This is a genomic window from Streptomyces sp. NPDC026522, assembly GCF_055567555.1.
In genome coordinates this window covers 202,873-226,348 of the sequence record NZ_JBVHQF010000007.1, presented here as the reverse complement: position 1 = coordinate 226,348, position 23,476 = coordinate 202,873, and the positions used below count along the sequence as shown (strand labels likewise).

Annotated in this window: 21 protein-coding genes; 11 read left to right on the top strand and 10 right to left on the bottom strand. The window is 74.8% G+C overall.

The window, feature by feature from the left end:
- Positions 1-4 precede the first annotated feature (4 nt).
- Positions 5-352 carry a VOC family protein gene (locus tag ACZ4M3_RS19980; RefSeq protein ID WP_467734373.1) on the top strand — a complete coding sequence of 116 codons (348 nt, stop codon included), beginning with the start codon at positions 5-7 and terminating at the stop codon, positions 350-352.
- A gap of 156 nt (positions 353-508) precedes the next feature.
- Positions 509-2,131 carry a ribosomal protection-like ABC-F family protein gene (abc-f, locus tag ACZ4M3_RS19975; RefSeq protein ID WP_467734371.1) on the top strand — a complete coding sequence of 541 codons (1,623 nt, stop codon included), beginning with the start codon at positions 509-511 and terminating at the stop codon, positions 2,129-2,131.
- Here abc-f and ACZ4M3_RS19970 read toward each other — a convergent pair.
- On the bottom strand, positions 2,107-3,027 hold the full coding sequence (locus ACZ4M3_RS19970; protein WP_467734369.1) for an ADP-ribosylglycohydrolase family protein: 921 nt from the start codon (positions 3,025-3,027) through the stop codon (positions 2,107-2,109). The genes abc-f and ACZ4M3_RS19970 overlap by 25 nt on opposite strands.
- A 257-nt stretch (positions 3,028-3,284) precedes the next feature.
- On the opposite strand from ACZ4M3_RS19970, the gene ACZ4M3_RS19965 reads away from it, so the two are divergent.
- The 3 genes from ACZ4M3_RS19965 to ACZ4M3_RS19955 are packed head-to-tail and all read left to right on the top strand — an operon-like array spanning position 3,285 to position 5,969.
- Positions 3,285-3,800 (top strand): hypothetical protein, encoded by a 516-nt coding sequence (locus ACZ4M3_RS19965; protein ID WP_467734367.1) that lies wholly within the window; start codon positions 3,285-3,287, stop codon positions 3,798-3,800.
- 44 nt (positions 3,801-3,844) lie between these two features.
- Positions 3,845-5,446 (top strand): apolipoprotein N-acyltransferase, encoded by a 1,602-nt coding sequence (gene lnt / locus ACZ4M3_RS19960; RefSeq protein WP_467734365.1) that lies wholly within the window; start codon positions 3,845-3,847, stop codon positions 5,444-5,446.
- 37 nt (positions 5,447-5,483) lie between these two features.
- Complete coding sequence (locus tag ACZ4M3_RS19955; RefSeq protein WP_467734363.1) at positions 5,484-5,969, top strand: NUDIX hydrolase; 486 nt, start codon at positions 5,484-5,486, stop codon at positions 5,967-5,969.
- Positions 5,970-5,972: 3 nt separating this feature from the next.
- Here ACZ4M3_RS19955 and ACZ4M3_RS19950 read toward each other — a convergent pair whose 3' ends face one another.
- Positions 5,973-6,740: a trypsin-like serine peptidase gene (locus tag ACZ4M3_RS19950; RefSeq protein ID WP_467734362.1), complete on the bottom strand. Its 768-nt coding sequence runs from the start codon at positions 6,738-6,740 to the stop codon at positions 5,973-5,975.
- 263 nt (positions 6,741-7,003) lie between these two features.
- On the opposite strand from ACZ4M3_RS19950, the gene ACZ4M3_RS19945 reads away from it, so the two are divergent.
- Positions 7,004-8,293 carry an ATP-binding protein gene (locus ACZ4M3_RS19945; RefSeq protein ID WP_467734360.1) on the top strand — a complete coding sequence of 430 codons (1,290 nt, stop codon included), beginning with the start codon at positions 7,004-7,006 and terminating at the stop codon, positions 8,291-8,293.
- Between the two features lie 114 nt (positions 8,294-8,407).
- On the opposite strand, the gene ACZ4M3_RS19940 is transcribed toward ACZ4M3_RS19945, so the two are convergent.
- The 6 genes from ACZ4M3_RS19940 to ACZ4M3_RS19915 all read right to left on the bottom strand — a co-directional run bounded on the left by ACZ4M3_RS19940 (position 8,408) and on the right by ACZ4M3_RS19915 (position 13,722).
- Positions 8,408-8,836: a hypothetical protein gene (locus ACZ4M3_RS19940; RefSeq protein ID WP_467734359.1), complete on the bottom strand. Its 429-nt coding sequence runs from the start codon at positions 8,834-8,836 to the stop codon at positions 8,408-8,410.
- On the bottom strand, positions 8,833-9,111 hold the full coding sequence (locus ACZ4M3_RS19935) for a hypothetical protein (protein WP_467734357.1): 279 nt from the start codon (positions 9,109-9,111) through the stop codon (positions 8,833-8,835). The genes ACZ4M3_RS19940 and ACZ4M3_RS19935 overlap by 4 nt, the downstream gene beginning before the upstream one ends.
- The gene (locus tag ACZ4M3_RS19930) at positions 9,108-10,739 is read right to left on the bottom strand and encodes a serine/threonine-protein kinase (RefSeq protein WP_467734355.1); all 1,632 of its coding nucleotides are present in this window, start codon (positions 10,737-10,739) and stop codon (positions 9,108-9,110) included. Before ACZ4M3_RS19930 ends, ACZ4M3_RS19935 begins: the two co-directional genes overlap by 4 nt.
- A 118-nt stretch (positions 10,740-10,857) precedes the next feature.
- On the bottom strand, positions 10,858-12,114 hold the full coding sequence (locus tag ACZ4M3_RS19925; RefSeq protein WP_467734353.1) for a Tm-1-like ATP-binding domain-containing protein: 1,257 nt from the start codon (positions 12,112-12,114) through the stop codon (positions 10,858-10,860).
- A gap of 48 nt (positions 12,115-12,162) precedes the next feature.
- Positions 12,163-12,660, bottom strand: coding sequence for an NUDIX hydrolase (locus tag ACZ4M3_RS19920; RefSeq protein ID WP_467734351.1), 498 nt, complete (start codon positions 12,658-12,660; stop codon positions 12,163-12,165).
- 30 nt (positions 12,661-12,690) lie between these two features.
- Entirely contained in the window at positions 12,691-13,722 is a 1,032-nt protein-coding gene (locus ACZ4M3_RS19915; protein WP_467734349.1) for a cation diffusion facilitator family transporter, read from the bottom strand.
- 151 nt (positions 13,723-13,873) lie between these two features.
- Here ACZ4M3_RS19915 and ACZ4M3_RS19910 point away from each other — a divergent pair, with 151 nt between their 5' ends.
- The 3 genes from ACZ4M3_RS19910 to ACZ4M3_RS19900 are packed head-to-tail and all read left to right on the top strand — an operon-like array spanning position 13,874 to position 17,880.
- Positions 13,874-16,222 (top strand): ABC transporter ATP-binding protein/permease, encoded by a 2,349-nt coding sequence (locus tag ACZ4M3_RS19910; RefSeq protein WP_467734347.1) that lies wholly within the window; start codon positions 13,874-13,876, stop codon positions 16,220-16,222.
- Between the two features lie 12 nt (positions 16,223-16,234).
- Entirely contained in the window at positions 16,235-16,876 is a 642-nt protein-coding gene (locus tag ACZ4M3_RS19905) for a hypothetical protein (protein WP_467734754.1), read from the top strand.
- On the top strand, positions 16,876-17,880 hold the full coding sequence (locus ACZ4M3_RS19900; RefSeq protein WP_467734345.1) for a serine/threonine-protein kinase: 1,005 nt from the start codon (positions 16,876-16,878) through the stop codon (positions 17,878-17,880). Before ACZ4M3_RS19905 ends, ACZ4M3_RS19900 begins: the two co-directional genes overlap by 1 nt.
- 10 nt (positions 17,881-17,890) lie before the next feature.
- Here the strand turns inward: ACZ4M3_RS19900 and ACZ4M3_RS19895 are convergent, their stop codons facing one another.
- Together ACZ4M3_RS19895 and ACZ4M3_RS19890 are read right to left on the bottom strand one after the other, a co-directional pair.
- Complete coding sequence (locus ACZ4M3_RS19895) at positions 17,891-18,259, bottom strand: hypothetical protein (protein ID WP_467734343.1); 369 nt, start codon at positions 18,257-18,259, stop codon at positions 17,891-17,893.
- A gap of 113 nt (positions 18,260-18,372) precedes the next feature.
- Positions 18,373-19,662 carry a streptophobe family protein gene (locus ACZ4M3_RS19890; protein WP_467734342.1) on the bottom strand — a complete coding sequence of 430 codons (1,290 nt, stop codon included), beginning with the start codon at positions 19,660-19,662 and terminating at the stop codon, positions 18,373-18,375.
- A gap of 403 nt (positions 19,663-20,065) precedes the next feature.
- Here ACZ4M3_RS19890 and ACZ4M3_RS19885 point away from each other — a divergent pair, with 403 nt between their 5' ends.
- Positions 20,066-21,307, top strand: coding sequence for a DUF6777 domain-containing protein (locus ACZ4M3_RS19885; protein WP_467734340.1), 1,242 nt, complete (start codon positions 20,066-20,068; stop codon positions 21,305-21,307).
- Between the two features lie 12 nt (positions 21,308-21,319).
- The gene (locus ACZ4M3_RS19880; RefSeq protein WP_467734338.1) at positions 21,320-23,431 is read left to right on the top strand and encodes a SpoIIE family protein phosphatase; all 2,112 of its coding nucleotides are present in this window, start codon (positions 21,320-21,322) and stop codon (positions 23,429-23,431) included.
- Positions 23,432-23,476 lie beyond the last annotated feature (45 nt).

The window sequence follows — 23,476 nt, the reverse complement described above, 5'->3', positions numbered from 1 at the left end:
CGCCATGTCTTTCACCCACGTACTCGCGGTGGCCCCGGTGCGTGACGTCGAGACCGCGGCGCCTTGGTACGAACGGCTCCTGGGCCGGCCCCCCGACGCGCGGCCCATGGCCGGCCTCGCCGACTGGCACGTTTCCCCCTCCGCCTGGGTGCAGGTCTTCCAGTCGCCGGAGCAGGCGGGGACGACCCTGCTCAACCTCGTGGTGGACGACCTGGACCGGGCGCTTTCGGAGCTGGCCGACCGCGGCATCACGGCGGGAGAGATCCAGCCGGGGGCCCGGAAGGTGCGGTTCGCCGCCGTACACGACCCGGACGGCAACCGGATCACCTTGATCGAGAACCCGGTGGAGTAGCGCCGGGGCCGGTCGGGGCCCCGCACTTATCAAGTCGCGGCGCCGACAGCCCATGGGTAGGCTGGGCCGAGTCAACGAGACGAAACGTCTCGTGTCGTCTAAGGTCCGGGATCCGTCGCCCGGCCCCGTCCCGTCCGTCCGACGAAGGGATCGCCCTTGCGTGCCCGTACCCCACTCGCCACCACCCAGATCGTCCTGTCCGAAGTCACCAAGGCCTACGACACCCGCATCGTCCTGGACCGGGTCAGCTGCACGGTCCGGCCCGGTGAGCGGGTCGGCATCGTCGGCGACAACGGGTCCGGCAAGTCCACCCTGCTCCGGCTCCTCGCCGGCCGGGAGCGCCCCGACCACGGACAGGTCACCGTCACCGCGCCCGGCGGGGTGGGCCACCTGGCCCAGACCCTCGACCTGCCGCCGACCGCCCGCGTCCAGGACGCGATCGACCTCGCACTGGCCGAACTGCGCGCCCTGGAGGCCCGGATCCGCTGCGCCGAAGCCCGCCTCCCGCAAGCGGGCCCGGCGGAGCTCACCGGGTACGCGGACCTCCTCGCCGCCTACGAGGCCCGCGGCGGCCAGGACGCCGAGCGGCGCGTGGCGACCACCCTGCGCCGGCTCGGCGAGCGCACCGCCCCCGACCCGGAGCGGCGCCTGGGCACCCTCTCCGGCGGGCAGCGCTCCCGGCTGGCCCTCGCCGCGGCCCTGGCCGCCGAACCCGAACTGCTGCTGCTGGACGAGCCGACCAACGACCTCGACGACGAGGCCGTCGGCTGGCTGGAGGAGCACCTGCGCGCCCACCGCGGCACGGTCGTCGCGGTCACCCACGACCGGCTCTTCCTGGACCGCGTCACCACCGCCATCCTGGAGGTCGACCAGGACCGCCGCACCGTACGCCGGTACGGCAACGGCTACGCCGGCTTCCGCACCGGCCGCGCCGCCGAACGCGCCCGCTGGGAGCGGCAGTACGAGCAGTGGCGCGAGCAGGTCCGCGACGCGGAGCGGCTCGCCGACACCAACATCGGCCGGTTCGCCGCGATCCCGCGCAAGCTGCCGCGCGGTTTCAGCGGAGCCGGCGCCTTCCGCGCCCGCTCCCGCACCCACGGCGCGGCCGGCCGGATCCGGACGGCCCGCGAACGCCTGCACCGGCTGACCGAGAACCCGGTGCCGCCGCCGCCCAGCCCGCTCCGCTTCACCGGGCGGTTCACGGCGGGCGCGGCCGGGGTGGTCGAGGCCGACGGGCTCGCGGTGCCGGGACGGCTCGCGCCGGTCTCCTTCCGGCTCGGACCCGGTGAGCGGCTCCTGGTCACCGGGCCCAACGGGGCCGGGAAGTCCACCCTGCTGCACGTCCTGGCCCGGGAACTCGCCCCCGGCCAGGGCACCGTACGCACACCCCCGCGCGTGGGCCTGTTGCGCCAGGACGACCCGTGGGGCCGGGAGCCCCGCTCCCTGACCGAGCTGTCGGGCGCGCGGTACGCGGAGCAGGTCGCGGCCCTGGGCCTGCTGGCCCCGCACGACCTGACCCGCCCCGTCCGGGACCTCTCCACGGGCCAGCGCCGCAAACTGGAACTGGCCCGGCTGGTCACCACCCCGCTGGACGTGCTGCTCCTGGACGAGCCGACCAACCACCTGGCCCCCGGCGTGGTGGAGGAACTGGAGGCCGCGCTGGCCGGTTTCACCGGGACCCTGGTGCTGGTCAGCCACGACCGGCGGCTGCGCGCCGCGTTCCGGGGCCGCCGCCTGGAGCTCGGCCCCGGGCCTCAGCCGGCCCCGGCGAGCCGCTGACCCAGCAGCCGCAGCCCGTCCGCGTCCAGCACCCGGCCGCCGGAGCCGGGCAGCGGCACGTGCAGCGGCCCGGTCCACCGCTCCGGCACGGCCCGCTGCCCGTAGCAGGCCCCGGCCAGCGTGCCGGTGACCGCGGCCACGGTGTCGGTGTCCCCGCCCAGGTTCACGGCGGCCCGTACGGCCTGCGCGAAACCGGTGGTGGTGCGCAGCGCCCACACCGCCGAGCCGAGACAGGGCCACACCGCCCCGTTGAACTCGGTGGCCAGGTCCGGGTGCCAGCCGGGGTCGAGCACGCGGGCGTAGCGCTCGCGGTGGTCGGGGTGCACCGCGCCCAGCACCTCGGGAAGGGCGGCCAGCGGGTCGCCCCCGTCCAGGGCCACCCGTACGAGCTCGTGGAGCACCGCGGTGCCTTCCCAGGCGGCCGGGTCCCCGTGGGTCAGCGCCGCGATCCGGCGGGCGGCGTCCATGGTGGCCGCGCGCCCGGCGGCGGCGAAGTACACCGCCGAGGTGGAGGCGCGCATCAGGGAACCGTTGCCGGCCGCCCGCGCGTTGACCTGGAAGTGCAGCGCAGCGGCCCGGTCCCACGGCCGGCCGCTGGTCAGCACGTCCTCGGTCTGGAGGCCGATGTCCTTGGGCTCTCCCGCCGCCCAGCGCCGGAACCGGTCGAACAGGTCGGGGAGGTCGAGGCCACCGCACTCCAGCAGGGACTCGCCCACCAGGACCGCCATCTGGGTGTCGTCGGTCGCCTCGCCGGGGTCCCAGCCGCCGCCCGCCGCCATCTCCTTGCCGCGCGCGTCGAGTTCCCCGGCCGGGCCGAACTCGTACGGCGCGCCGAGCGCGTCCCCGACGGCCGAGCCGAGCACCGCGCCCACGGCGCGGTCCAGCCGGGCCGTCACGAGGCCGCGCCGGGGCAGCGGGCGGCCAGGACATCGCGCAGCCGGCCCCCTCGGTCCTGGTTCACGTGTACAGGCTAGGGGGCCCGGCGGCCCGGGCCCGGGCGTGATCCGCCGGGCCCGCCCTCATCACGGCCGGCTGCCGCACGGGTGGCGGCCGGCCCCGGGGCGGCCGGCCACCGGACCGCGGCCGAAACGCGCTCGGCCGCAGAGCGGCGCCGTCGGGGGGCGCGGGCGGGGGACGTGGGTACGCTGCATCCATGACGGGTCACCCCCCGGGTCCGCTCTGGACGGGCCGCGCCTCCAACCGCGTGCAGTGGCTGCTCGCCGCGGTCGGCGGTGCCTGCCTGGCGCTCGGCATCGAACTCGCCGTGGACGCCAGCTGGACCGCCGGGACGGTGGCGCTGCTCATGTCCGTGATCGGCTGCCTCGCGGCCGGCCTGCTCATCCTCTTCGGCACCCTCGCCTTCGTCCACGTGGCCGTCACCGTCGACTCGCGGGCCGTGGAAGTCCGCTGCGGCCACATCGGGGTGCCGCGCCGCACCATCCGGCTCGCCGAGGTGGCCTCCGCCGAGTTCGTCCCCCGGATCACCCCCCAGCACTGGGGCGGATGGGGCTACCGCTGGCGCCCCGAGAAGGGCACCGCCGTCATCGTCCGCCGCGGCGAGGGCGTCGAGCTGCGCCTGGACGACGGGAAGCTGTTCACCGTCACCGTCGACGACGCCGAGAACGCCGTCCGGGTCATCCGCACCCACCTGCGCGCCCTGGCGCACTGAGTCTCCTGGGGGACAACCGCGTGCGGGGACGTACACTCCGCCAAATGAGCACCAGTGTCACCCGAGCGGCCGGGAACGAGCCCGCGCAGTCCACCGCACCGGCGAGCGGCCGCTCCGGCCTGGACCGCCTGCGGGGCGCCTGGCCGGTCCGGGCGGCCCTCGCCGCGTTCGCCGGGGTCCTGCTCTACCTCAGCTTCCCGCCCCGCCCCCTGTGGTGGCTGGCCCCCTTCGCCCTCGCCCTGCTCGCCGGCTGCCTGCGCGGCCGCCGCGCCCGGGCCGGCTTCGGGCTCGGCTTCGTCTTCGGGCTGGGCTACCTGCTGCCGCTGCTGGTGTGGACCAGCGAGGGCGTGGGGCCGGTCCCGTGGATCGCCCTCGTCACCCTCGAAGCGCTCCTCTTCGGCCTCACCGGCCTAGGCATCGCCCTCGTCGGCACCCTTCCCGGCCGCGCCGTGTGGGCCTCCGCCATCTGGATCGCCGGCGAGGCGCTGCGCGCCCGCGCCCCCTTCGGCGGCTTCCCGTGGGGCAAGCTCGCCTTCGGTCAGGCCGACGGCTTCTTCCTGCCGCTCGCCGCGGTCGGCGGCACCCCGCTGCTCTCCTTCGCGGTCGCCCTGTGCGGATTCGGCCTGTACGAGGCCGCCCGCACCGCCCGCTCGCAGCCGAGCCGCAGCGCGGCCGCGCTCGCCGCCCTCACCGTCGTCCTCCCCGTCGGCGCGGCGCTCGCCGCGCGGCCGCTGGTGTCCGACGCCGCCGAGGACGGCACCGCGGTGGCCGCCGTCATCCAGGGCAACGTCCCGCGCGCCGGGTTCGACTTCAACTCCCAGCGCCGCGCCGTCCTGGACAACCACGCCAACCGCACCCTCCAGCTCGCCGACGACGTCAAGGCCGGCCGTGCCCGGCAGCCCGACTTCGTCGTCTGGCCGGAGAACTCCTCCGACATCGACCCGTTCACCCAGCAGGACGCCCGCGACGTCATCGACCGCGCGGTCAAGGCCATCGGCGTACCCGTCGCCGTCGGCTCCGTGCTGGAGCCGCCGACCGGCCCGCTGCGCAACACGATGATCCTGTGGGACCCGGTCAAGGGCCCGACCGCGACGTACGACAAGCGCAAGATCCAGCCGTTCGGCGAGCGGATGCCGATGCGGTCCTTCGTCCGGATCTTCAGCAAGGACGTGGACCGCGTGCGCCGCGACTTCGGCCCCGGCAAGGAGCCCGGCGTCTTCGACATGGCGGGCAGCCGGGCCGGCATGGTCACCTGCTACGAGGCGGCCTTCGACGACGCCGTCCGCTCCACCGTCCAGGCCGGCGCCCAGGTCATCGCCGTACCGAGCAACAACGCCACCTTCGGCCGGAGCCAGATGACCTACCAGCAGCTCGCCATGGACCGGGTCCGGGCCGTCGAACACAGCCGGACCGTGCTCGTCCCCGTCACCAGCGGGGTCAGCGCCGTCATCCGGCCCGACGGGGCGGTCGTCCAGCAGACGAAGATGTTCACCGCGGACGCGCTGGTCGCCGAAATCCCGCTGCGCTCGACGCGGACCCCGGCCACCCGGTTCGGACCGCTGCCCGAGTACGCGCTGCTCCTGGTGGCCGCCGGTGGGCTCGGCCGGGTGCTGACCCGCCGGGTTCGCGCCCGGCGGGCCGCATGACGCGGGTGGCCGGGCGGCCGGCTCGTAGGGTCGCCCCATGACCACACCTGACTACATACGCGCGATCCGCGAAGCCGGGGCGGGGCACCTGCTGCTCCTGCTGCCCGGTGTCACCGCGATCGTCGTGGACGACCGCGACCGGATCCTGCTCGGCCGCCGCGCCGACACCGGCCTCTGGTCGGTGATCGGCGGCATCGCCGAACCCGGCGAACAGCCCGCGGAGACGGCGGTGCGCGAGGTGTACGAGGAGACGGCGGTGCGCTGCGTCCCCGAGCGGGTCGTGCTCGTCGAGATGCTCGAACCGATCACCTATCCCAACGGGGACGTGTGCCAGTTCCAGGACATCACCTTCCGCTGCCGGGCCGCGGGCGGTGAGCCCCGGCCGCACGACGACGAGTTGCTGGAGGTCGCCTGGTTCACGGCGGACGCCCTGCCCCCGCTGGAGCCCTTCGCCGTGGACCGCGTCCAGCGCGCCCTGCGTGACGAACCGACCTGGTTCCGGCCGCCGGCCGGAACCGTTTGAGGCTCAGTCCGCGACCGCGGCCTCGCGGTACAGCTCCACGGCCTGGTCGCCCATCACCGCGCTGTACGACACCTCCGGGACCAGGCCGCCGTCCTCGTAGCCGCCCAGGACCCCGGCCACGGCGCCGTTCACCAGCCAGGGGCTGCCGCTCGTGCCACCGCTGAGGTCGGGGCAGTCGATGCGGCGCTGGGTCGGCGAGAACAGGGTCGTGGCGTTGGTGCAGCGCAGCGGGGACTCCTCGCTGCTCGGGTAGCCGACGATCGTCACCGTCGCGTCCGCGGGCTGGTCGGCGGCCACCGGGAAGCCGCCCACCACGTCCTCGACCTGCGCCGAGCCCGAGACCGGGGCGACCGACGCGAAGGCTATGTCCTCGTCCGCGTCCCGCCCCTGCGTCCAGCGGGGGGACACGTACACGCCGGTGACCTTCCACAGGCCGTACGGGGTCTTCCCGTCCCGGTACCCCGGCGCGAACACGGTGGCGTCCGGGTCGACCAGGCAGTGCGCCGCGGTCGCGATCACGCTCCGGTCGTCACTGTGCACCACCGCGGCGGTGCAGAAGTGCCCCCCGTCCAGCCCTCCCGCGAACAGCGCGCCCACCCGGTCGGCGGCGGCGCCGGAGTCGGCCACCGCGGTGACGCCGAGCGGCGGGGCGGCTCCGGCGTCCGGCAGATCGACGCTCAGCAGCGCGGCCATCGCCGCCAGCGCGAGCAGGACCCGGGACGCCCGCCGGACGCGGGAGGAGCCGACGGGGGCGGCCTGTCTGGGGAGCATGCTGCGGATCATGCACCTGAGCCTGCCCAGCGAGCCTGTGTCCGGAGCCCCCAGTTCCATAAGAATCCGCTGTGAATCCCCGGCCGGTCATGTCGGATGTGCCGAAACAGCATGCATTTCCGGCATGTCCCGCGGACGGAAAACCCGAGTCTATGGACGCCGCGGAGGGTTTCCGGAGCCGGTGTTGTGCACCGCGGAGCGTGATCACGGGCCCCGGGCGCGCCTAGCCTCGCCGCAGGAGCACGAACGAGGGGCGGTACCCGGTGAACTGGCTGATCCACGATTACCGCGAGAGCGATCTCGCCGCTGTCGTCCATCTGATCGACACCACGGCGGAACTCGGCCAGGAGTCCGTCTTCTCGCTCGCCGAGTGCATCAGCGCGCTCACCGACCGGCAGCCCTGTGTGGTCGCCGTCCACCAGGGCGTCCCGATCGGCGCGGCCCTCGCCTGCGTCACCGGCGAACGCGCCTGGGTGATGCGCATCGCGATCGCCGCGGGCTGGCGCGGCCGCGGCCTGGCCAGTGCGCTGCTGGTCGAACTGGAACGGCGGCTCATCGCCGCCCGGGTCGGGCGGATCGCCTACGTCCTGCCCGAGGAGGACCTGCTCGGCGAGGGCCTGCTCAACGCCGGCTACACCCGCCAGCCCGCCGTGGCCTACTTCGAGAAGACCGAGCCGCTGCACGGACCGGCGGCCGGCCTCCTCGACGACCTCGGCGGCCGCTTCCTCCCCAACGACCTGTGGGCCAAGGTCGCCGGGATGGAGCAGGAGAAGGACCTCATCGAGCGCCGCGTGGTCCTCCCGCTCGCCGAGCCGGAACGGGCCGCCGCGCACGGGGTGCGGCCGCCGCGCGCCATCACCCTCTTCGGGCCGCCCGGCACCGGCAAGACCACCTTCGCCCGCGCCATCGCCTCCCGCCTCGGCTGGCCCTTCGTCGAGCTGCTGCCCTCGCGGCTCGCCGACGAGGGGAACCTGGCAGCCGCGCTGCGCGACGCCTTCGCCCGGATCGCCGAGCTGGAGCGGGTCCTCGTCTTCATCGACGAGGTCGAGGAGATCGCACCCGTACGGACCGAGCCGGCCCAGCCCGGCGGGATCCACGGCGTGACCAACGAGCTGCTGAAGCTGATACCCGGGTTCCGGGAGGGCGACGAGCGGCTGCTGGTCTGCGCCACCAACTCCATCCGCTCCCTGGACCCCGCCTTCCTGCGGCCCGGGCGCTTCGACTACCTGATCCCGATCGGTACGCCGGACGCCGGGGCGCGCGCCGCGATCTGGTCCCGCTACACCGCCGGGCGCCCGGACGTCGACGTGGCGGCGCTGGTGGAGGCGACCGAACTGTTCACCCCGGCCGACATCGAGCACGCGGCGCGGATCGCGGCACAGGTGTCCTTCGAGCGGGACCTGGAGGCGGTGGGCGCGCGCGGCGCGGCCGCCGCGCAGTTGGGCGCCGGTACGGCGGACTACCTGGCGGCGGTCGCGCAGTGCAGGCCGACCGTGACCCCGGCGATGACGGGGGAGTTCGCCGCGGACATCACGGCGCACGCCCGCTTCTGACCCGCCCGGGCCGCCCGCCGCCCACCCCAGACGTGCCTGCCACGGACAGGCCGGCCAGGTCGGCCCGCGGCCGCTCCCCCGAGCGGTCGCGGGCCTTCCCGCGCGGGATTCCGGCTACGCCGGGCAGCGGTAGGTGAACTCGACCGCTTCGGCGCGCTGCCCTGGCGAGTCGAGCCGCAGTTCGGCCCGCGCGGCGTAGGTGCCGACTCCCTGGAAGGTCCACAGCAGGTGCAGCCGGGCCTCCTTCCGCCCGCTCGGCACCCGTTCGGTGAGCTGCTCGGAGCGCGTGCCGTCGCTGCGCGCCCAGTGGTAGGCCAGAGTTCCGGCGCGCCCGTTGGTCCGTACGACGGCCACCACATCGGCGGCGGAATCGCACCCGGGTCCCCGCGGGTCCGTGGTCACCACCACGTCCCGGACCGCTAGCGCGGGTCCGAACCGCTGCCAGCCCAGGTAGCCGAGGACCGCGGCCAGGACCACGGCGGCCAGGGTGTAGCGCCGCCACTGGCCCCGGCGGCGGCCGGCCGCCGCCCCGGGCACGGTCACCGGGACGGCGCGGGCATCGCCGCCGTGACGCCGGGACCGAACCGCAGCACCGGCCCGTCGACCCGGTCGGGCGCGGCGCCGGGCACGGTGGCCGGGGTGTCGAGCCGCTGGGTGGCGGCGAGCCCGGCGCCCTGCTGCTGGGTGGGGATGCCGAGCCGCTGCGTCACCTCCGGCCGCCGGGTGTCGCCCGGCGGCTGCGGCGGGCCGCTGAACCACTGGCTGCCGAGGACCGTGGCGCTGTAGTCGTCGCCTTCGGGGGCGTGGGGTTCGCTCATCGCGGCGGCTCCGTCGTGGTGCACCGGGGGATGGCCTGCGAGGCGATGACCGGCTTCCGGGACGAGGGCGTCGTCGTGACCCGGACGCTCAGGTAGCAGCCGGCTCGGCGGGTGAAGGTGTGGGCCCGGGTCACCGGCGCGGTCCCGGCCTGGACGGGTACCGCGTCCGTGCCGTCCGCGTGGCTCAGGTCCGAGAGGCTGTTTCCGAGGAACCACTCCAGTACCACCGTTGCCGGTCCGCCCTTCACGTCGAGGGAGACGGTCACCTGCCCGGTGGTCGGGCTGGTCCGCAGCGTCGCCGCCACCCCGGAGACGGTGACCGGCGGGCTCGGCTGCACGGTGGGAGCCGGCTTCGTCGGTGTGGGTGTAGGTGTGGGCGTCGGCGTGGGCGATCCGCTGTGGCTCGGCGGCACGGACGGCGAAGCCGACGCAGAGGGGGCGGAGGAGACGGACACGGACGGCGAGGGCGACAACGGCGCCGAGGGCGTCGGCGACGCGGACCCGGGGCCGCTCGGCCCCGGCCCCGGACTCCCGCCGCCCGGCGGCCCGGCGCTCGACGTCGCGAACGCGCTCAGCGTCGCCGCCCCGCCGGACTCCCCGGCGACCGCCTCGTACGAGAACACCAGCAGCGCCCCGATCACCAGCACGGCGGCCGCCGCGAGCGCGCCGCGCCGCCCGGGCAGCCAGCTCGCCGGCGGGGGTTCCAGCACGGTCGTCGCGAGCGCGGTGGTGCCGGCCGCCGGAGCCCCCGCCGACGGGAACAGCAGCGGCAGCAGCGCCGCCAGGGCCGCCAGTTTGCGCTGCCCGCGCTCCTCCCAGTCCGGGCCGTACCCGGCCAGCGCCACCTCCTCCAGCTCCGCCACGAACGCCTCGGCGTTCTCCGGCCGCCGCTCCGGCGCCTTGGCCAGGCCACGGCGGATCAGCGGGCGCACCGGCTCCGGCGCGTCGGCCTCCGGGACCGGACCCTCCACGTGCTGGACCGCCAGCTCCGCGAAGTTCGTCCCCGGGAACGGCTTGTGCCCCGTCACGCATTCGAAGAAGGTCGCCGTCGCCGCGTACACGTCCGCCGCGGGGGAGGCCGGCCGGCCCTGCCACTGTTCGGGCGCCATGTAGGCGGGCGTGCCCGCGACCCCCGGGGTGGTCCCGCGGCCGGCCGCGATCCCGAAGTCCACCAGTTTCGAGGAACCGTCCGCCCCGACCAGGACGTTCTCCGGCTTGTAGTCGCGGTGCACCACCCCGGCCCGGTGCGCGGCGGCCAGCCCCAGCAGCGAGCCCTTGAGCAGCACCAGGGCGGCCTCGGGTGCCGTGCGGCCGGACCGCTTCAGCAGGGCGCGCAGGGAGATCCCGTCGGCGAGTTCCATCACGATGGCGGCGCCGCCGGGCGCCCGTGCGTACTCGCAGTACTCGTAGAGCGCCACCACGTGCGGTGAGCGCAGCCCGCCGAGGAGCCGGGCCTCCGCCCGGAACTCCCGGACGAAGGCGGGGTCCTCGCGCAGCCGGTCGCTGAGGTACTTCACCGCGACCGGCGTGCCGGTGGCGTCATGGACCGCCAGCACGACCCGGCCGCTGCCGCCGGCGCCCAGCTCCCGGACCGGCGTGTACCCGGGAACCGTCCACACGTCGTTCATCGTTCCCCCTCCGCGGCCCGACCGGGTTCCAGAGCCGGTCCGCGCGGCCGGCCACCCCCTGGGACACGGTTTCCGCCATGGCCGGTTCCCGGCCGGAGGGGGTGTCTTGAGGCGGCTTTCAGGCCACGGCCCGCTCCGCTCCGATCATGGCGTGCAGCCGGTCGGCCGCGGCCCGCCCGAAGGACGGATCGTTGATGTGGGTGTCGTAGTCGTACAGCCGGGCGGCGCTGCCCCGCAGTCCGTCGCGCAGCGCCGTGAACAGGGCCCGGTCCGCGCCGGGGTCATGGTAGGGGCCACCGGGCGCGCCCAGCGTCGACAGTCCGCGCAGTGGGACGCACACCTCGGTGGGGCCGGTCGCCACCCGGAGCTTGGCGGCGACCCGGCGGCCGAGTTCCGCGCATTCGGCCGCGGTCGTACGGATGACGGTGATCGAGGGGTTGTGGACCCGGACCCGCCGGTAGCGGACCCGCTCGGGCAGGCTCTCCAGCGGGCCGAACTTCACCATGTCCAGCGCGCCCAGGCTCACCACCTGCGGGACTCCGGCCTGCCCGGCGGCGCTCAGCCGGTCGGGGCCGGCGGTCAGGATGCCCCCGCACAGGTCGTCGGCGAGTTCGCTGAGGGTGAGGTCGAGGACGCCCGCGAAGATGCCCTGTCCGGCCAGTTTCTCCAGGGTGCGGCCGCCGCTGCCGCTGACGTGGAACACCAGTACCTCGTAACCGAGTTCGGTCAGCCGCTCCCGGGCCGCGTCCACGCCGGTCGTGGTGACCCCCGCCATGCTCGCGGCGACCAGGGGCCGGGAGCCGGCCCCCAGCCGGGCCGGACGGCGCCGCTCCAGCCCGGCCCGGGCGTACCCCTTGGCCATACCGGCGATCGCCTCCACCGCATTGGTGAGCACCGGGGCGGAGACGCTGTTGATCCCCGCGATGTCGACGACGCTGTACATCATCGTGATGTCCGCGGATCCGATGTACGGGGCCACGTCACCGGAGGCCATGGAGGAGACCATCAGCTTCGGTACGCCCAGCGGCAGGGCGCGCATCGCCCGGGTGGCGATCGAGGTCCCGCCGCTGCCCCCGATCGCGAGGACTCCGTGGAGCCGGCCCTCGGCGTGCAGGCGCAACAGCGTCGCCTCGGCGCCCACGGCCATGGCGGTGACGGCGGCGCCCCGGTCAGCCGCCGCACGTAGTTCCGTCAGTTCCGTTCCCGCCGCCCGTGCGACCGCTTCGCGCGGCACCTGCGCGGGTATCCGGGGCTCGCCCATGATTCCTGTGTCGACCGTGATCACTTCGACGCCGGCTCGCCGCAGCCTCTCGCGCAGCCAGCCGTACTCGACACCCTTGGTGTCCAGGGTTCCCACCAGCACGACGCTCGTCATATGTGCAATGTCCACGCAGCCGGGGTTCGTTGGCAAGTCAAGGTCGGGTCAACCCTTCAGTAGGGCCAACAGCCGCTCCAGGAAAGGGACTTGACCTGCGATGAGTTTGGTCCTGGCCACCGGGGGAGGGAACCAGGCCACGGTGTCCAGTTCCGGGAACTGCGCCTGCCGGCCCGAGCGCGGCGGCCACTCCATGGTGAAGGTGCCGGGCACCATCAGCGCCGGATCCAGGTCGGCCCGTACCGCCCAGACCGTCACCAGCTTCCCGCCCGCCATCCGGATCTCGCCGAGCGGCAGGTACGGGCCCTGCGGCGGCGGCTGGCCGATCTCCTCGGTGAACTCGCGGCGGGCCGCGTCCAGCGGCATCTCGTCCGGGCCGTACTCGCCCTTGGGGATCGCCCAGCCCCCGGCGTCGCGGCTCGCCCACAGCGGGCCGCCCATGTGGCCGAGCAGGACCTCGACCCCGGCTCCGGCCTTCGCTCCGGCTCCGGCCCCGGCTCCCGTCTCGCGGAACAGCAGCAGTCCGGCGCTGCGCTTTTGTGTCATGGGGCCATGTATGCCCCGCCGAGCGCTCCGTCAGTGGTCGTGCGGGCCCTCGCGGTGGACCGGCCCGTGCGCGTCGGCGCAGTGCGGGTCGCGGGGCTCGGGGCCCTCACCGGCGCGGCCGACCGAGAGCAGGGCCTCCGGGACGTGGTCCACCTGGAGGGTGGTGTGGGTGATCCCGTACTCCTTGGCCAGCAGCCGCTCCAGGTCGCGGCGTACGGCGTGGCAGTCGCCGGCCGGCTCCACGAGGACGTGCGCGGAGAGCGCCGCCTGCCCGGAGGTGATCGTCCAGATGTGCAGGTCGTGCACCTCGGTCACCGGCGGCTGCCCCACGAGCCGGTCGCCGACCGCGTCCGGGTCCACGTTCGCCGGAGCCGCCTCCAGGAAGATCCGGCCCGACTCGCGGACCAGGCCGTAGCCCGCCTTGACCATCAGCACCACCACGACCAGCGAGGCGATCGCGTCGGCCTGCCGGAAACCGGTGGTCAGTACGATCAAGCCGGCCACCGCGGTCCCGATGAAGGCGAACATGTCGTTCAGGATGTGCTGGTAGGCGCCTTCGACGGCGAGGGAGGTCCGGTTGGCCTTCGAGATGCACCAGGCCGCCACCACGTTGACGGCGATCCCCGCCAGCGCCGTGACCAGGACCAGGCCACCCGCCACCGGCGGCGGATCGACCAGCCGCCGCACCGCCTCGTACGCCAGCCACACCGCCAGCAGCAGCAGGGTCAGCCCGTTCGCCTGGGCGGAGAGTATCTCCGCCCGCTTGAGGCCGAACGTGTACCCGCCGCGGGCCGGCCGGGCGGCGAGCCGCATCGCGATCAGCGCGAGCACGATCGAGACCGCGTCGGTCAGCATGTGCGCGGCGTCGGAGATCAGGGCCAGGGACTGGGCGATGACACCGATGGCCACCTCGACGGCCATGAAGCCGCAGATCAGACCCAGGGCGATGGCCAGCCAGCGCCGGTCGGCGTCCGCGGCCACGCCGTGGCTGTGCCCGGCGTGCCCGCCGCGCCCGGAATCCCCGGCGTGGTCGTGCCCGTGCTCGTGGTCGTGCCCGGTCATGGCGTCCCCCGTGTGTTCGGTTCCGACGCCAGAAGTGAAGCGCACCTTCCGTCCATCGGCAAAGGCTGCAACGGGGACCGTTGTCATTACCCATAAGGCGCCCCTGACCAGGTGTTATGCCGCGCCGCTCGGATCGTGGGAAAATCTGTTCATGGTCCAGCGACCCGGTGCGGCGGCCGCACCCGAACTCGTGGTGGAGACCGCCCGGGGCTCCACCCCGATCAGCCCGGGCCGGACGTACCACGTCGGGCGTGACCCCCTCTGCGAAATCTGTCTCGACGACGCCCGGGTCTCCTGGCACCACGCGATCCTGCGCCCCGAGGGCGACCACTGGACCGTCGAGGACGAGGGCAGCACCAACGGCACCTGGGCCGACGGTCACCGCGTCCACGAGTGGAGCGTCGGTCCCGGCAGCGAACTGCGCTTCGGCAGCGCCGAGGACGGCCCCCGCCTCGTCCTGCTCGGCGCCGGCTCCCGGCGCGGCCAGGGCCGCCCGTCCTCCGTCACCAACCCCGCCCTGTCCGCCACCTTCCACCGGCCCACCTCCGTACGGCCATTGCCCGCACGGACCGTGCGCATCGGGCGCGCCCCCGACAACGACCTCGTCGTCGACGACCTCGTCGTCTCCCGCCGCCACGCCGAACTGCGTGCCCTGCCCGACGGGACCTACGAGATCGCCGACCTCGGCAGCCACAACGGCACCTACCTCAACGGCGCCCCCGTCCAGCGGGCCCGCCTCGCCGAAGGCGACATCGTCGGCATCGGACACAGCGCCTTCTGCCTCGTCGGCGACCAGCTCCAGGAGTACGTGGACACCGGTGAGGTCTCCCTCGACGTCCAGGACCTCGCCGTCGCCGTCGACCACGGCCGCAAGGTCCTGCTCGACCACGTCTCCTTCCCCGTCGGCGCCAAGTGCCTGCTCGCGGTCGTCGGCCCCAGCGGCGCGGGCAAGTCCACCCTGCTCGGCGCGCTCACCGGGCTGCGCCCCGCCGACCAGGGCGCCGTCCTGTACGACGGACGCGACCTCTACCGCGACTACGCCGAACTGCGCAGCCGCATCGGCCTCGTCCCGCAGGACGACATCCTGCACGCCCAGCTCACCGTGCGCCGGGCCCTGACCTACGCCGCCGAACTGCGGTTCCCGCAGGACACCGCCAAGGCGGAGCGGCAGGACCGGGTGGACGAGGTGATCCGGGAACTCGGCCTGGGGCAGCGCGCCGACCAGGCCATCCACAGCCTGTCCGGAGGCCAGCGCAAACGGGTCTCCGTCGCGCTGGAACTGCTGACGAAGCCCTCCCTGCTCTTCCTCGACGAGCCGACCTCCGGGCTGGACCCCGGCATGGACCGCTCGGTCATGCACATGTTGCGCGGCCTCGCCGACGACGGCCGGACCGTCATCGTGGTCACCCACAGCGTGCTCAGCCTGGACGTCTGCGACCGGCTGCTGGTGCTCGCCCCGGGCGGGCGCGTCGCGTACTACGGACCGCCCGGCGAAACCCTCGGCTTCTTCGGCTTCGCCGAGTGGCCGGAGGCCTTCGAAGCCTTCGAGAACCAGCAGGACCGGGACTGGGCGGCCGAGTACCGCGCCTCGGCCCTGTACCGGATGTACGTCCGGGAACCGGGGCAGCCAGCGGCGGCCGGCGTCCCCGCCGGGCCGGCCGGCTTCGCCGCCGCGCCGCCCAAGGCACAGAGCTGGGGAGCACAGCTGTCGACCCTCGTCCGGCGCTACGCGGCCGCGCTCAGCGCCGACCGCACCTTCCTCGCCATAATGGTCGCCCTGCCGTTCGTGATGGGCGCGATGGCCCGCGCCCTCGCGGGCTCCTCCCTCACCCAGGAGACGGCGGTCAACGCCCTGCTCATCCTGTGCGTGGGCGGTGTACTCACCGGTGCGGCGAACGCGGTACGCGAACTGGTCAAGGAGCGCACCATCTACCAGCGCGAACGCGCCGTGGGGCTGTCGCGCTCCGCCTACCTGATGTCGAAAGTGGTGGTCCTGGGCGCGGTCACCGTCGCGCAGGCCGTGGTGCTGACCCTGGTGGCGCTCCTCGGGGTGCAGCTCAACGCCCCCGGCGGCCGGGGCGTCTTCCTGCCCCCGCTGGTGGAGATCACGATCGCGGTCGCGCTGCTGTCGTTCACCGCGATGATGCTCGGCCTGCTGGTCTCCGCGCTGGTCAGGAAGGAGGAGGTCACCATGCCCCTGCTGGTCCTCCTCGCCATCGTGCAGGTGGTCTTCTGCGGGGCCCTGCTCCAGCTGAACGGCGTACCGGTGATCGGGCAACTGGCCTGGCTGGTTCCCTCGCGCTGGGCGCTCGGCGCCATGGCCGCCACCATCGACCTCGGCGCGATCGTGCCCGGCAAGGTCACCGACGACCCGCTGTTCGCCCATTCCGCCGGGGTGTGGCTGCTCGACATCGGGATGCTGGTGGTGCTGTCCGTGCTGTTCGGGGTGCTGGTCTCCAGGCTGCTGCGCCGGCACGAGCCCGCCATCATGCGGAAGTAGCCGGTGACCGCGATGACCAGCCCCGGCGGCGCGGCGGAGTTCCGGCCCACGCACGTCGTGCCGCAGGAGGGACTGCCCGCCTGGGAGGCACCGGACGGATCCCGGCCGACCGCCGCCCTGGACCCGTTCCTGCCCGTGCAACTGCTGTCCCGGCAAGGCGAGTGGGGCGAGATCCTGTGTGCCAACGGATGGTCCGCGTGGGTGGACGGCCGGCTGCTGGTCGCCGTGCCGCAGCCCCCGCCGACGGGCGGCCGGCCCCTCGCGCGCACCGAGGACCCGGGGCCCCTGCTGGCCCGCAGCGCCGACGTGCTGGAGCGCTACCGGCGGGCCGCCGACCGGCTCGCCTCCGGGAGCGGTGACGCCGAGGCCTTCCGCGCGGACACCCGGGGACTGCGGGCTGGAGTGGTGATCGACGGGGAATCGGTGTGGCTCTACGACGAGGCGGCCGGGCGGTGGCTGTACGGCGAGGGCGGCGGGCCCCCGGCGACCTACGCGGTCGTCTCCGGGCCGGGTTCCGCCGACGGGCCGGCGGAGCCCGAAGATCCGGATCCGGGCGCGGTGGCCGACGTACGGGCGCGGGCACCCGGCGCTGCCGGGTACGAGCCGACGCTGGTCACGGAGCGCTCCGAGGACGGGAAGGACGGGGGCCGGTGATGTCCGCGGAGGCGCTCGGCGGCCGGCCCTCCGGCCTTCGGGGCAAGCGGATCGCCGGGTACGAGCTGGAGAGCGAGATCGGGCGCGGCGGCATGGCGGTGGTCTACCGGGCGCTGGACCTGCGGCTGGACCGGACGGTGGCACTGAAGCTGCTCGCGCCGGAACTCGCCCGCAACGACACCTTCAGGCAGCGGTTCGCGCACGAGTCGAAGGTGGCGGCCGCCATCGACCACCCGCACATCGTGCCCGTCTTCGAGGCGGGCGAGACGGACGGGCTGCTGTACATCGCGATGCGCTACGTCGCCGGGCAGGACCTGCGGGCCCTGCTGGACCGCTCGGGCCCGCTGCCCGTCCGTACGGCGGCGCGCATCGCGGGGCAGGTGGCCTCGGCCCTGGACGCTGCCCACGCCCACGACCTGGTCCACCGGGACGTGAAGCCGGGCAACATCCTGGTGGCGCCGGGGACCGACAGCGACCACCCCGAACACGTGTACCTGACGGACTTCGGGCTGACGAAGAAGTCGCTGTCGCTGACCGGGTTCACGAGCGTCGGACAGTTCGTGGGGACCCTCGACTACGTCGCGCCGGAACAGATCTCGGGCAAACCGGTCGACGGGCGCTGCGACGTGTACGGCCTGGGGTGCGTCGTCCAGGAGATGCTGACCGGCGCCCCGCCCTTCCGGCGCGACGAGGACCTGGCCCTGCTCTGGGCCCACCAGTTCGATCCGCCGCCGGCGGTGACCTCGCTGCGCCCGGACCTGCCGGTGGCGGTCGACGAGGTGCTGGGCAAGGCGCTGGCCAAGTCGCCCGAACAGCGGTGGGACAACTGCCTGGCGTTCACCGATGCGCTGCGACGGGCGGGGGAGGCGGCGGCCGGGCCGGGACGCTCCGGAGGCCCGGCGGCGCCGCTCGCCGACCCGGCCGGGTCCGTCCTGGACCGGGATCCCGCACCGCCGCCGCGCTGGGCGGTACCGGTGTTCCGGCTGCCCGGCGGCGGTGCGTGAGGGGGCGTGGTCAGGAGCCGGTGGTGAGGGCGGAGCGGCACAGCACGTACGCCCTCACATCGGCGTGCGAGGCGGAGGCGTACCACCCCTTGCGGCCGTCCGGCCCGAGGACGGGGTGACTGGCCACGACCGGGCCGGTGTTGCCGTTCTCCAGGGAGTAGCCGCCGGACTGGACGAGCATGCCGTCGGGGCAGTAGACCGCGCTGGCCGAAATCTCCCGGGGTGTCGCGTCCCGGGCCCCGACGGGACCCGCGAGGTAGCGGGCACCGGTGGGCGTCGCTCCGGTGGGGAGCGCGGTGGACAGGGTCAGGGCGACTGCGGAGACGGCAAGCAGACCGCCGGCGTGGAGCGGCCGGAACAGGCCTTTAAACGTGTTCACGGAGGTGAGGTTGGCATGCGGAATCGATTCGCCGCCGAACCGATCCGAGCCGGTTCACCCGTACGGACCATCGGTTGCATACGGACCATCGGTCGGTCCGCCGCGACAACCGCTCAGGTCAGGGCCTCGCGGGGACCGTCCGCGCTGTCCACCGGCCCCCGGTGGCGCAACGGGCGGGCCAGGAGGGCGCCGAGGAATCCGGCCACCGCGCCCCACAGCAGGGCCACGCCGGTGGTGCGCCACAGCACCGGGACGAGTTCGACCTTGCCGCCGAGACCGCCCACATCGCCGATCCCGAGGAGCGAGAGCCCGAAACCGGCGTGCACGCCCGCCAGTGGACAGACCACCAGCATCGCCAGGGCCAGCGCCACGCCCAGACGCAGTGCGTGCTGCCGGGGCCGGACCCCGGCCGGGGAGCGTACGGCGGCCAGCACGCCGGTCCCCAGCAGCAGGACGGCGGCGACCACCACCAGCCACCACGCCCGGGAGTCCTGCTCCGCCAGCGAGGAGACGTCGACCGTGGACCGTCCCGGGCCACGCAGTACCTGGTCCAGCGGATGCGGCACCGGCAGCCCGAACGGCCCCTCGGCCCGGCCCTCCCACGCCCCGCCCAGCCCCACCGAGAGCGCGAGCCACGCCAGGTTCGGCAGACCCAGCAGCACGATCGCCAGGGTGCGCTCCGCATGCCCCTGAATGGCCGCCGCCACCAGGCCGGTGACCAGCCCGAGCGCCACGTACGCGAGGAGCAGCACCAGGGTGGCGAAGGCGGCCGGGCGCACCGCGGTGTGGAAGCGGACCAGCCCGGCCGGCAGCGGGGCGCGCCGCGAGACCAGCAGGGACACGGCCAACAGGACGACGATCCACAGCAGTCCGCGCAGCAGGGTCACCGGCAGGTCGGCCGCGAAGCCCACCGTCGGGGCCGAGCCGGTCAGTTCACCGATGTCCCCGAGCAGGGAGTCGTCGGGGGAGAGGGCGAAGGTCTGCCGGGCCGCGAGACCGGCCGCCAGCAGGGCGAGCAGCCACAGCACGATCAACGGCACCGCCCGGCGCAGGAGTTCCCGGGTCCCGGCCACCGCCCGGCCGCGCAGGGGCCGCAAGAAGGCGCAGCCCGCGGTCAGCGCCCCGGCCAGACCCACCGACAGCGGCAGCACGGACAGGTCCAGTTCCGCCCCGGCCAGCTCCCCGGCCCCGCCGGAGGCCCCGACCGAGCCGCCGGCCCCCAGCACGACCACCGCCGCGACCACCCGGGGGAACGCGCCGCCCGGCAGCCGGCCGGCGCCCGCGCAGGCCGCTCCGGCCGCGGCGACCGCGAACATGACGGCGAACCCCGCCACCACGGCGAGGAACCCGTCACGCCAGGCCTTCGCGCCTGCGGAGGCCGGCGACGTCGAGGGAGTGTTCACCCCGCCAAGGTGGCACCCCCGGCTTGCGGCCACCACCCGACGGGCGCACACAATGGTCCGCAGGAGTGCGATACAAGCCGATGTACACGGACATGTCCGTACGGCAGCTGCGGAACGTCCCCGGGTACCCCGGAACGCCTCCGCAGGGGAAGAAGAGCCCGTGACCACGCAACCCTCGGGTGAGGAACCGCCGCGGCCACCACGCTCACCGCAGCCGCGGAGCGCCTCACGACCGCCGTCCGCCGAGCCTCCCGCAGGCCCGCCCTCCGGCCCGCTCTCGGGCGGCCGTCAGGGCGGACCGCCCCCGTCGCCCCCGTCCGGACCCCCCTCGGGAGCGGGCGGACAGCCGCCCAAGGGGCCGTGGTGGCGCTCCGTACCCCGGCTGGCCACGGCCGTCGTCGCGGTGGCGGCCGTCACCGCCCTGATCGTCGTCCTCACCCGGCCCGGCGGGAACCCGTCGGGCAAGGCCGGTGAGGTCTTCCTCCAGCCCGCCTCCGCGACCGGACCCGCCCCCTTCACCGCCTCCACGGCCACCGACCAGGGCTCGCCGCAACCGCAGAGCCCGTCCCCGGACGGCGCCGCGACGAACACGGCGGCGACCGGCACGACGGCCACCCCCAGCGTCAGCGGGGCGGCGCCCGGGCTCTACGGCGGCACCAAGGACGTGGCCAGCTGCGACGTGGAGAAGCAGATCAAGCTGTTGTCCGGCCAGCCGGAGAAGAACGCGGCCTTCGCCTCGGCGCTCGCCGTCACGCCCGCCTCCGTTCCGGGCTACCTGCGCTCGCTGACCCCCCTCCAGTTGCGCGTCGACACCCGGGTCACCAACCACGGCTACCGCGACGGCCGGCCCACCGCCTACCAGGCGGTGCTCCAGGCCGGGACGGCCGTACTGGTCGACGACAGGGGCGTACCGCGGGTGCGCTGCGCCTGCGGGAACCCGCTGGCGCCGCCCGTGGCGCTGGCGGGCGGTGAGCCGAAGCGGACCGGGCAGTCGTGGCCGTCGTACATGCCCTCCCGGGTGGTGGTCATCGCGCCGTCGGTGACGGTCGTGCACAAGTTCGTGATCTACGACCGGCACGACGAGCGCTGGGTCGAGCGCGACCGCAACGACCACCAGGGCAAGCACGACAAGCCGGTGCCGCCGCCGGTGTTCAAGATCCCGCCGCCGTCGTCGTCGTCGCGGCCGCCCACCCTCTCGCCGCCGCAGTCGCCCCCGCAGTCCCCGGCCTCTCCCCCCGAGTCCCCCGTCTCGCCGCCGCGGTCCCCGGTCTCTCCTCCGGAGTCGCCGGCCTCGCCCCCGCGGTCCCCGGTCTCTCCTCCCGAGTCGCCGGCCTCGCCCCCGCGGTCCCCGGCCTCTCCCCCCGAGTCCCCGCCCAGCTCCCCGCCGGAGTCCAAGGTCTCTCCTCCCGAGTCCCCGCCCAGCTCCCCGCCGGAGTCCAAGGTCCCGCCTCCGGAGTCACCGGCCTCCGCCCCCGAGTCCCCGCCCAGCTCCCCGCCGGAGTCCCCGCCCGAGCCCCCGCCGGAGTCCCCGCCGAGCTCGCCCCCGGAGCCCCCGGGCACGTCGTCCGAACCCGCGCCCGGACTGGTTCCGCCCGGGCCCCCGAGCTCGCAGCCGCCCGCACCGGCGACGCCCGGTAACCCGTGAGACGCTGGCTCCATGGACCAGCGGGGAGAGACGGCCCCCGAAGTCGACTGGCCCGCGCGGCCCGACACCAGCCTCGCGCTGAACCGCATGGGCACCTTCGACTGGGACCTCGACAGCGGGCAGATGCACCTGGACCCCACCGCCCTCGAGGTTCTCGACCTGCGCCCCGACGAGTTCAGCGGCACCCCCGACGGACTGCGCGCCCGCCTGGTCTCCGGCGAGGAGGCCCGCATCGACGCGCGTGTCGCGCAGGCCCTCAAGGAGGGCCGCAGCCACTACGGCGCCTACTTCCGCAGTCGCCGGCGCGACGGCGGCGCCGGCTGGACCCACATCCAGGGACACATCCTGCGCGACCCGCACGGCCGCCCGTACCGGATCATCGGGATCCTCCGCGACGCCGCCCACGACCCCGGCGAGCCCGGGGCCGAGGGGGCGCACGACGAGGGTCGGCGCCGGATGACCGGGGTGGTCGAACGGACCACCGCGATCCTCGCGCACGCCCGGACCGTCAACGACGTCACCGACGTGCTCAAGGACCCCGAGGCGCTCGGCCACCTCGGGGCGGTCAGCGTGATGCTCGGCGTCGTCGACGGCGGCCGGATCCACCTGGTCGCGGAGGGCCGGCTGGGCTCGTACGTCCCGGAGATCGAGTACACCCGCATCGACGCGCGGTTCCCCATGAGCGAGGCCGTACGGAGCCTGCGACCGGTCTTCATCGCCTCGCGCGACGACTTCCGCGGGCGCTACCCGCTGCTGTGGCCGTACATCGAGCCGCTCGACGTGTGCAGCGGCGTCTACCTGCCCCTCATCGCCCAGGGCAGGGCCATCGGCGCACTCGGCCTGCTCTACACCCGCGCCCGGGACTTCACCGCCGAGGAACGCAACGTGCTGATGGCGCTGGGCAGCGGCATCGCCCAGAGCCTCCAGCGGGCCATGCTCTTCGAACAGGAGCACGACCTCGCCGAAGGCCTCCAGCGGGCCATGCTCCCGCGCCGGATCCCGGAGGTCGCCGGGGTACGGATCGCCGTGCGCTACCGGGCGGCGAGGATCGGCCGGGACATCGGCGGCGACTGGTACGACGTCATCCCGCTGGAGGACGGCCGGGTCGGCGTCATGATCGGCGACGTGGAGGGCCACGACACGGACGCGGCGGCCGTCATGGGCCAGCTGCGCATCGCCCTGCGCGCCTACATCGCCGAAGGGCACCCGCCCGGCACGGCCATGGCGCGGGCCTCGGCCTTCCTCCGCGAACTGGAGACGGAACGCTTCGCCACCTGCACCTACGCCGAGGTCGACCTGAACACCGGGACCCTGCGGATGGTCCGCGCCGGCCACCTCGACCCGGTGCTGCGGCGCGGCGACGGCAGCGCCCACCGCGTCCAGGTGGCGGGCGGACTCCCGCTCGGGCTGCGCCCGCCCGACGGCCCGGGCGCCGCGCCGGGGTCCGGCACCGGGTACCCCGTCACCGCCCTCGACCTGCACCCCGGCGACACCCTGGTGCTCTGCACGGACGGCCTGACCGAGCGGCCCCGGGGGGACTCCGATGCGGGCATGCGCGAGCTGATGGACGCGGTCCGTGACGGCCCGGCCGACGTCGAGGAACTCGCCGACGTGCTGTGCGACCTCATCGGCGACGCGGGCGGCGGCGACGACATGGCGCTGCTCCTGCTGCGCCGCCGCGGTACGCCGGCCCCGCGCGGCGGCGGCCCGCTGAGCCACCGGCTCGACCCGGACGACCCGGCGGCCCCCGGACAGGCCCGGCACCTGATCCGCGCGGCCTCGGAAGCCTGGGGTGCCCGGGACCGGGCGGACGAGATCGTGCTGGCCGCCGACGAGCTGATGACGAACGCCCTGGTGCACACCGACGGCGGCGGCCACGTCAGCATGCGCCGGACGGTGGACGGACGGATCCGGGTCGAGGTGGAGGACTCCAGCAGCGCCCTGCCGCGCCGCCGGGAGGCGGGGGAGTGGGCGATGTCGGGACGCGGCCTGCTGCTGGTGGAGGGACTGGCGGACGCCTGGGGGGTGGAACCCCGGGGCGGCGGAAAGTGCGTGTGGTGCGAGTTCGCCGTCCCACCACCCCCGGCCGACGCGCCCCCCGCCGCCGGTACGGCGCACGGCTGAACCGGGCGAGCCCGCCGGACGGCGCACGGCTTGACCCGCGGGCGC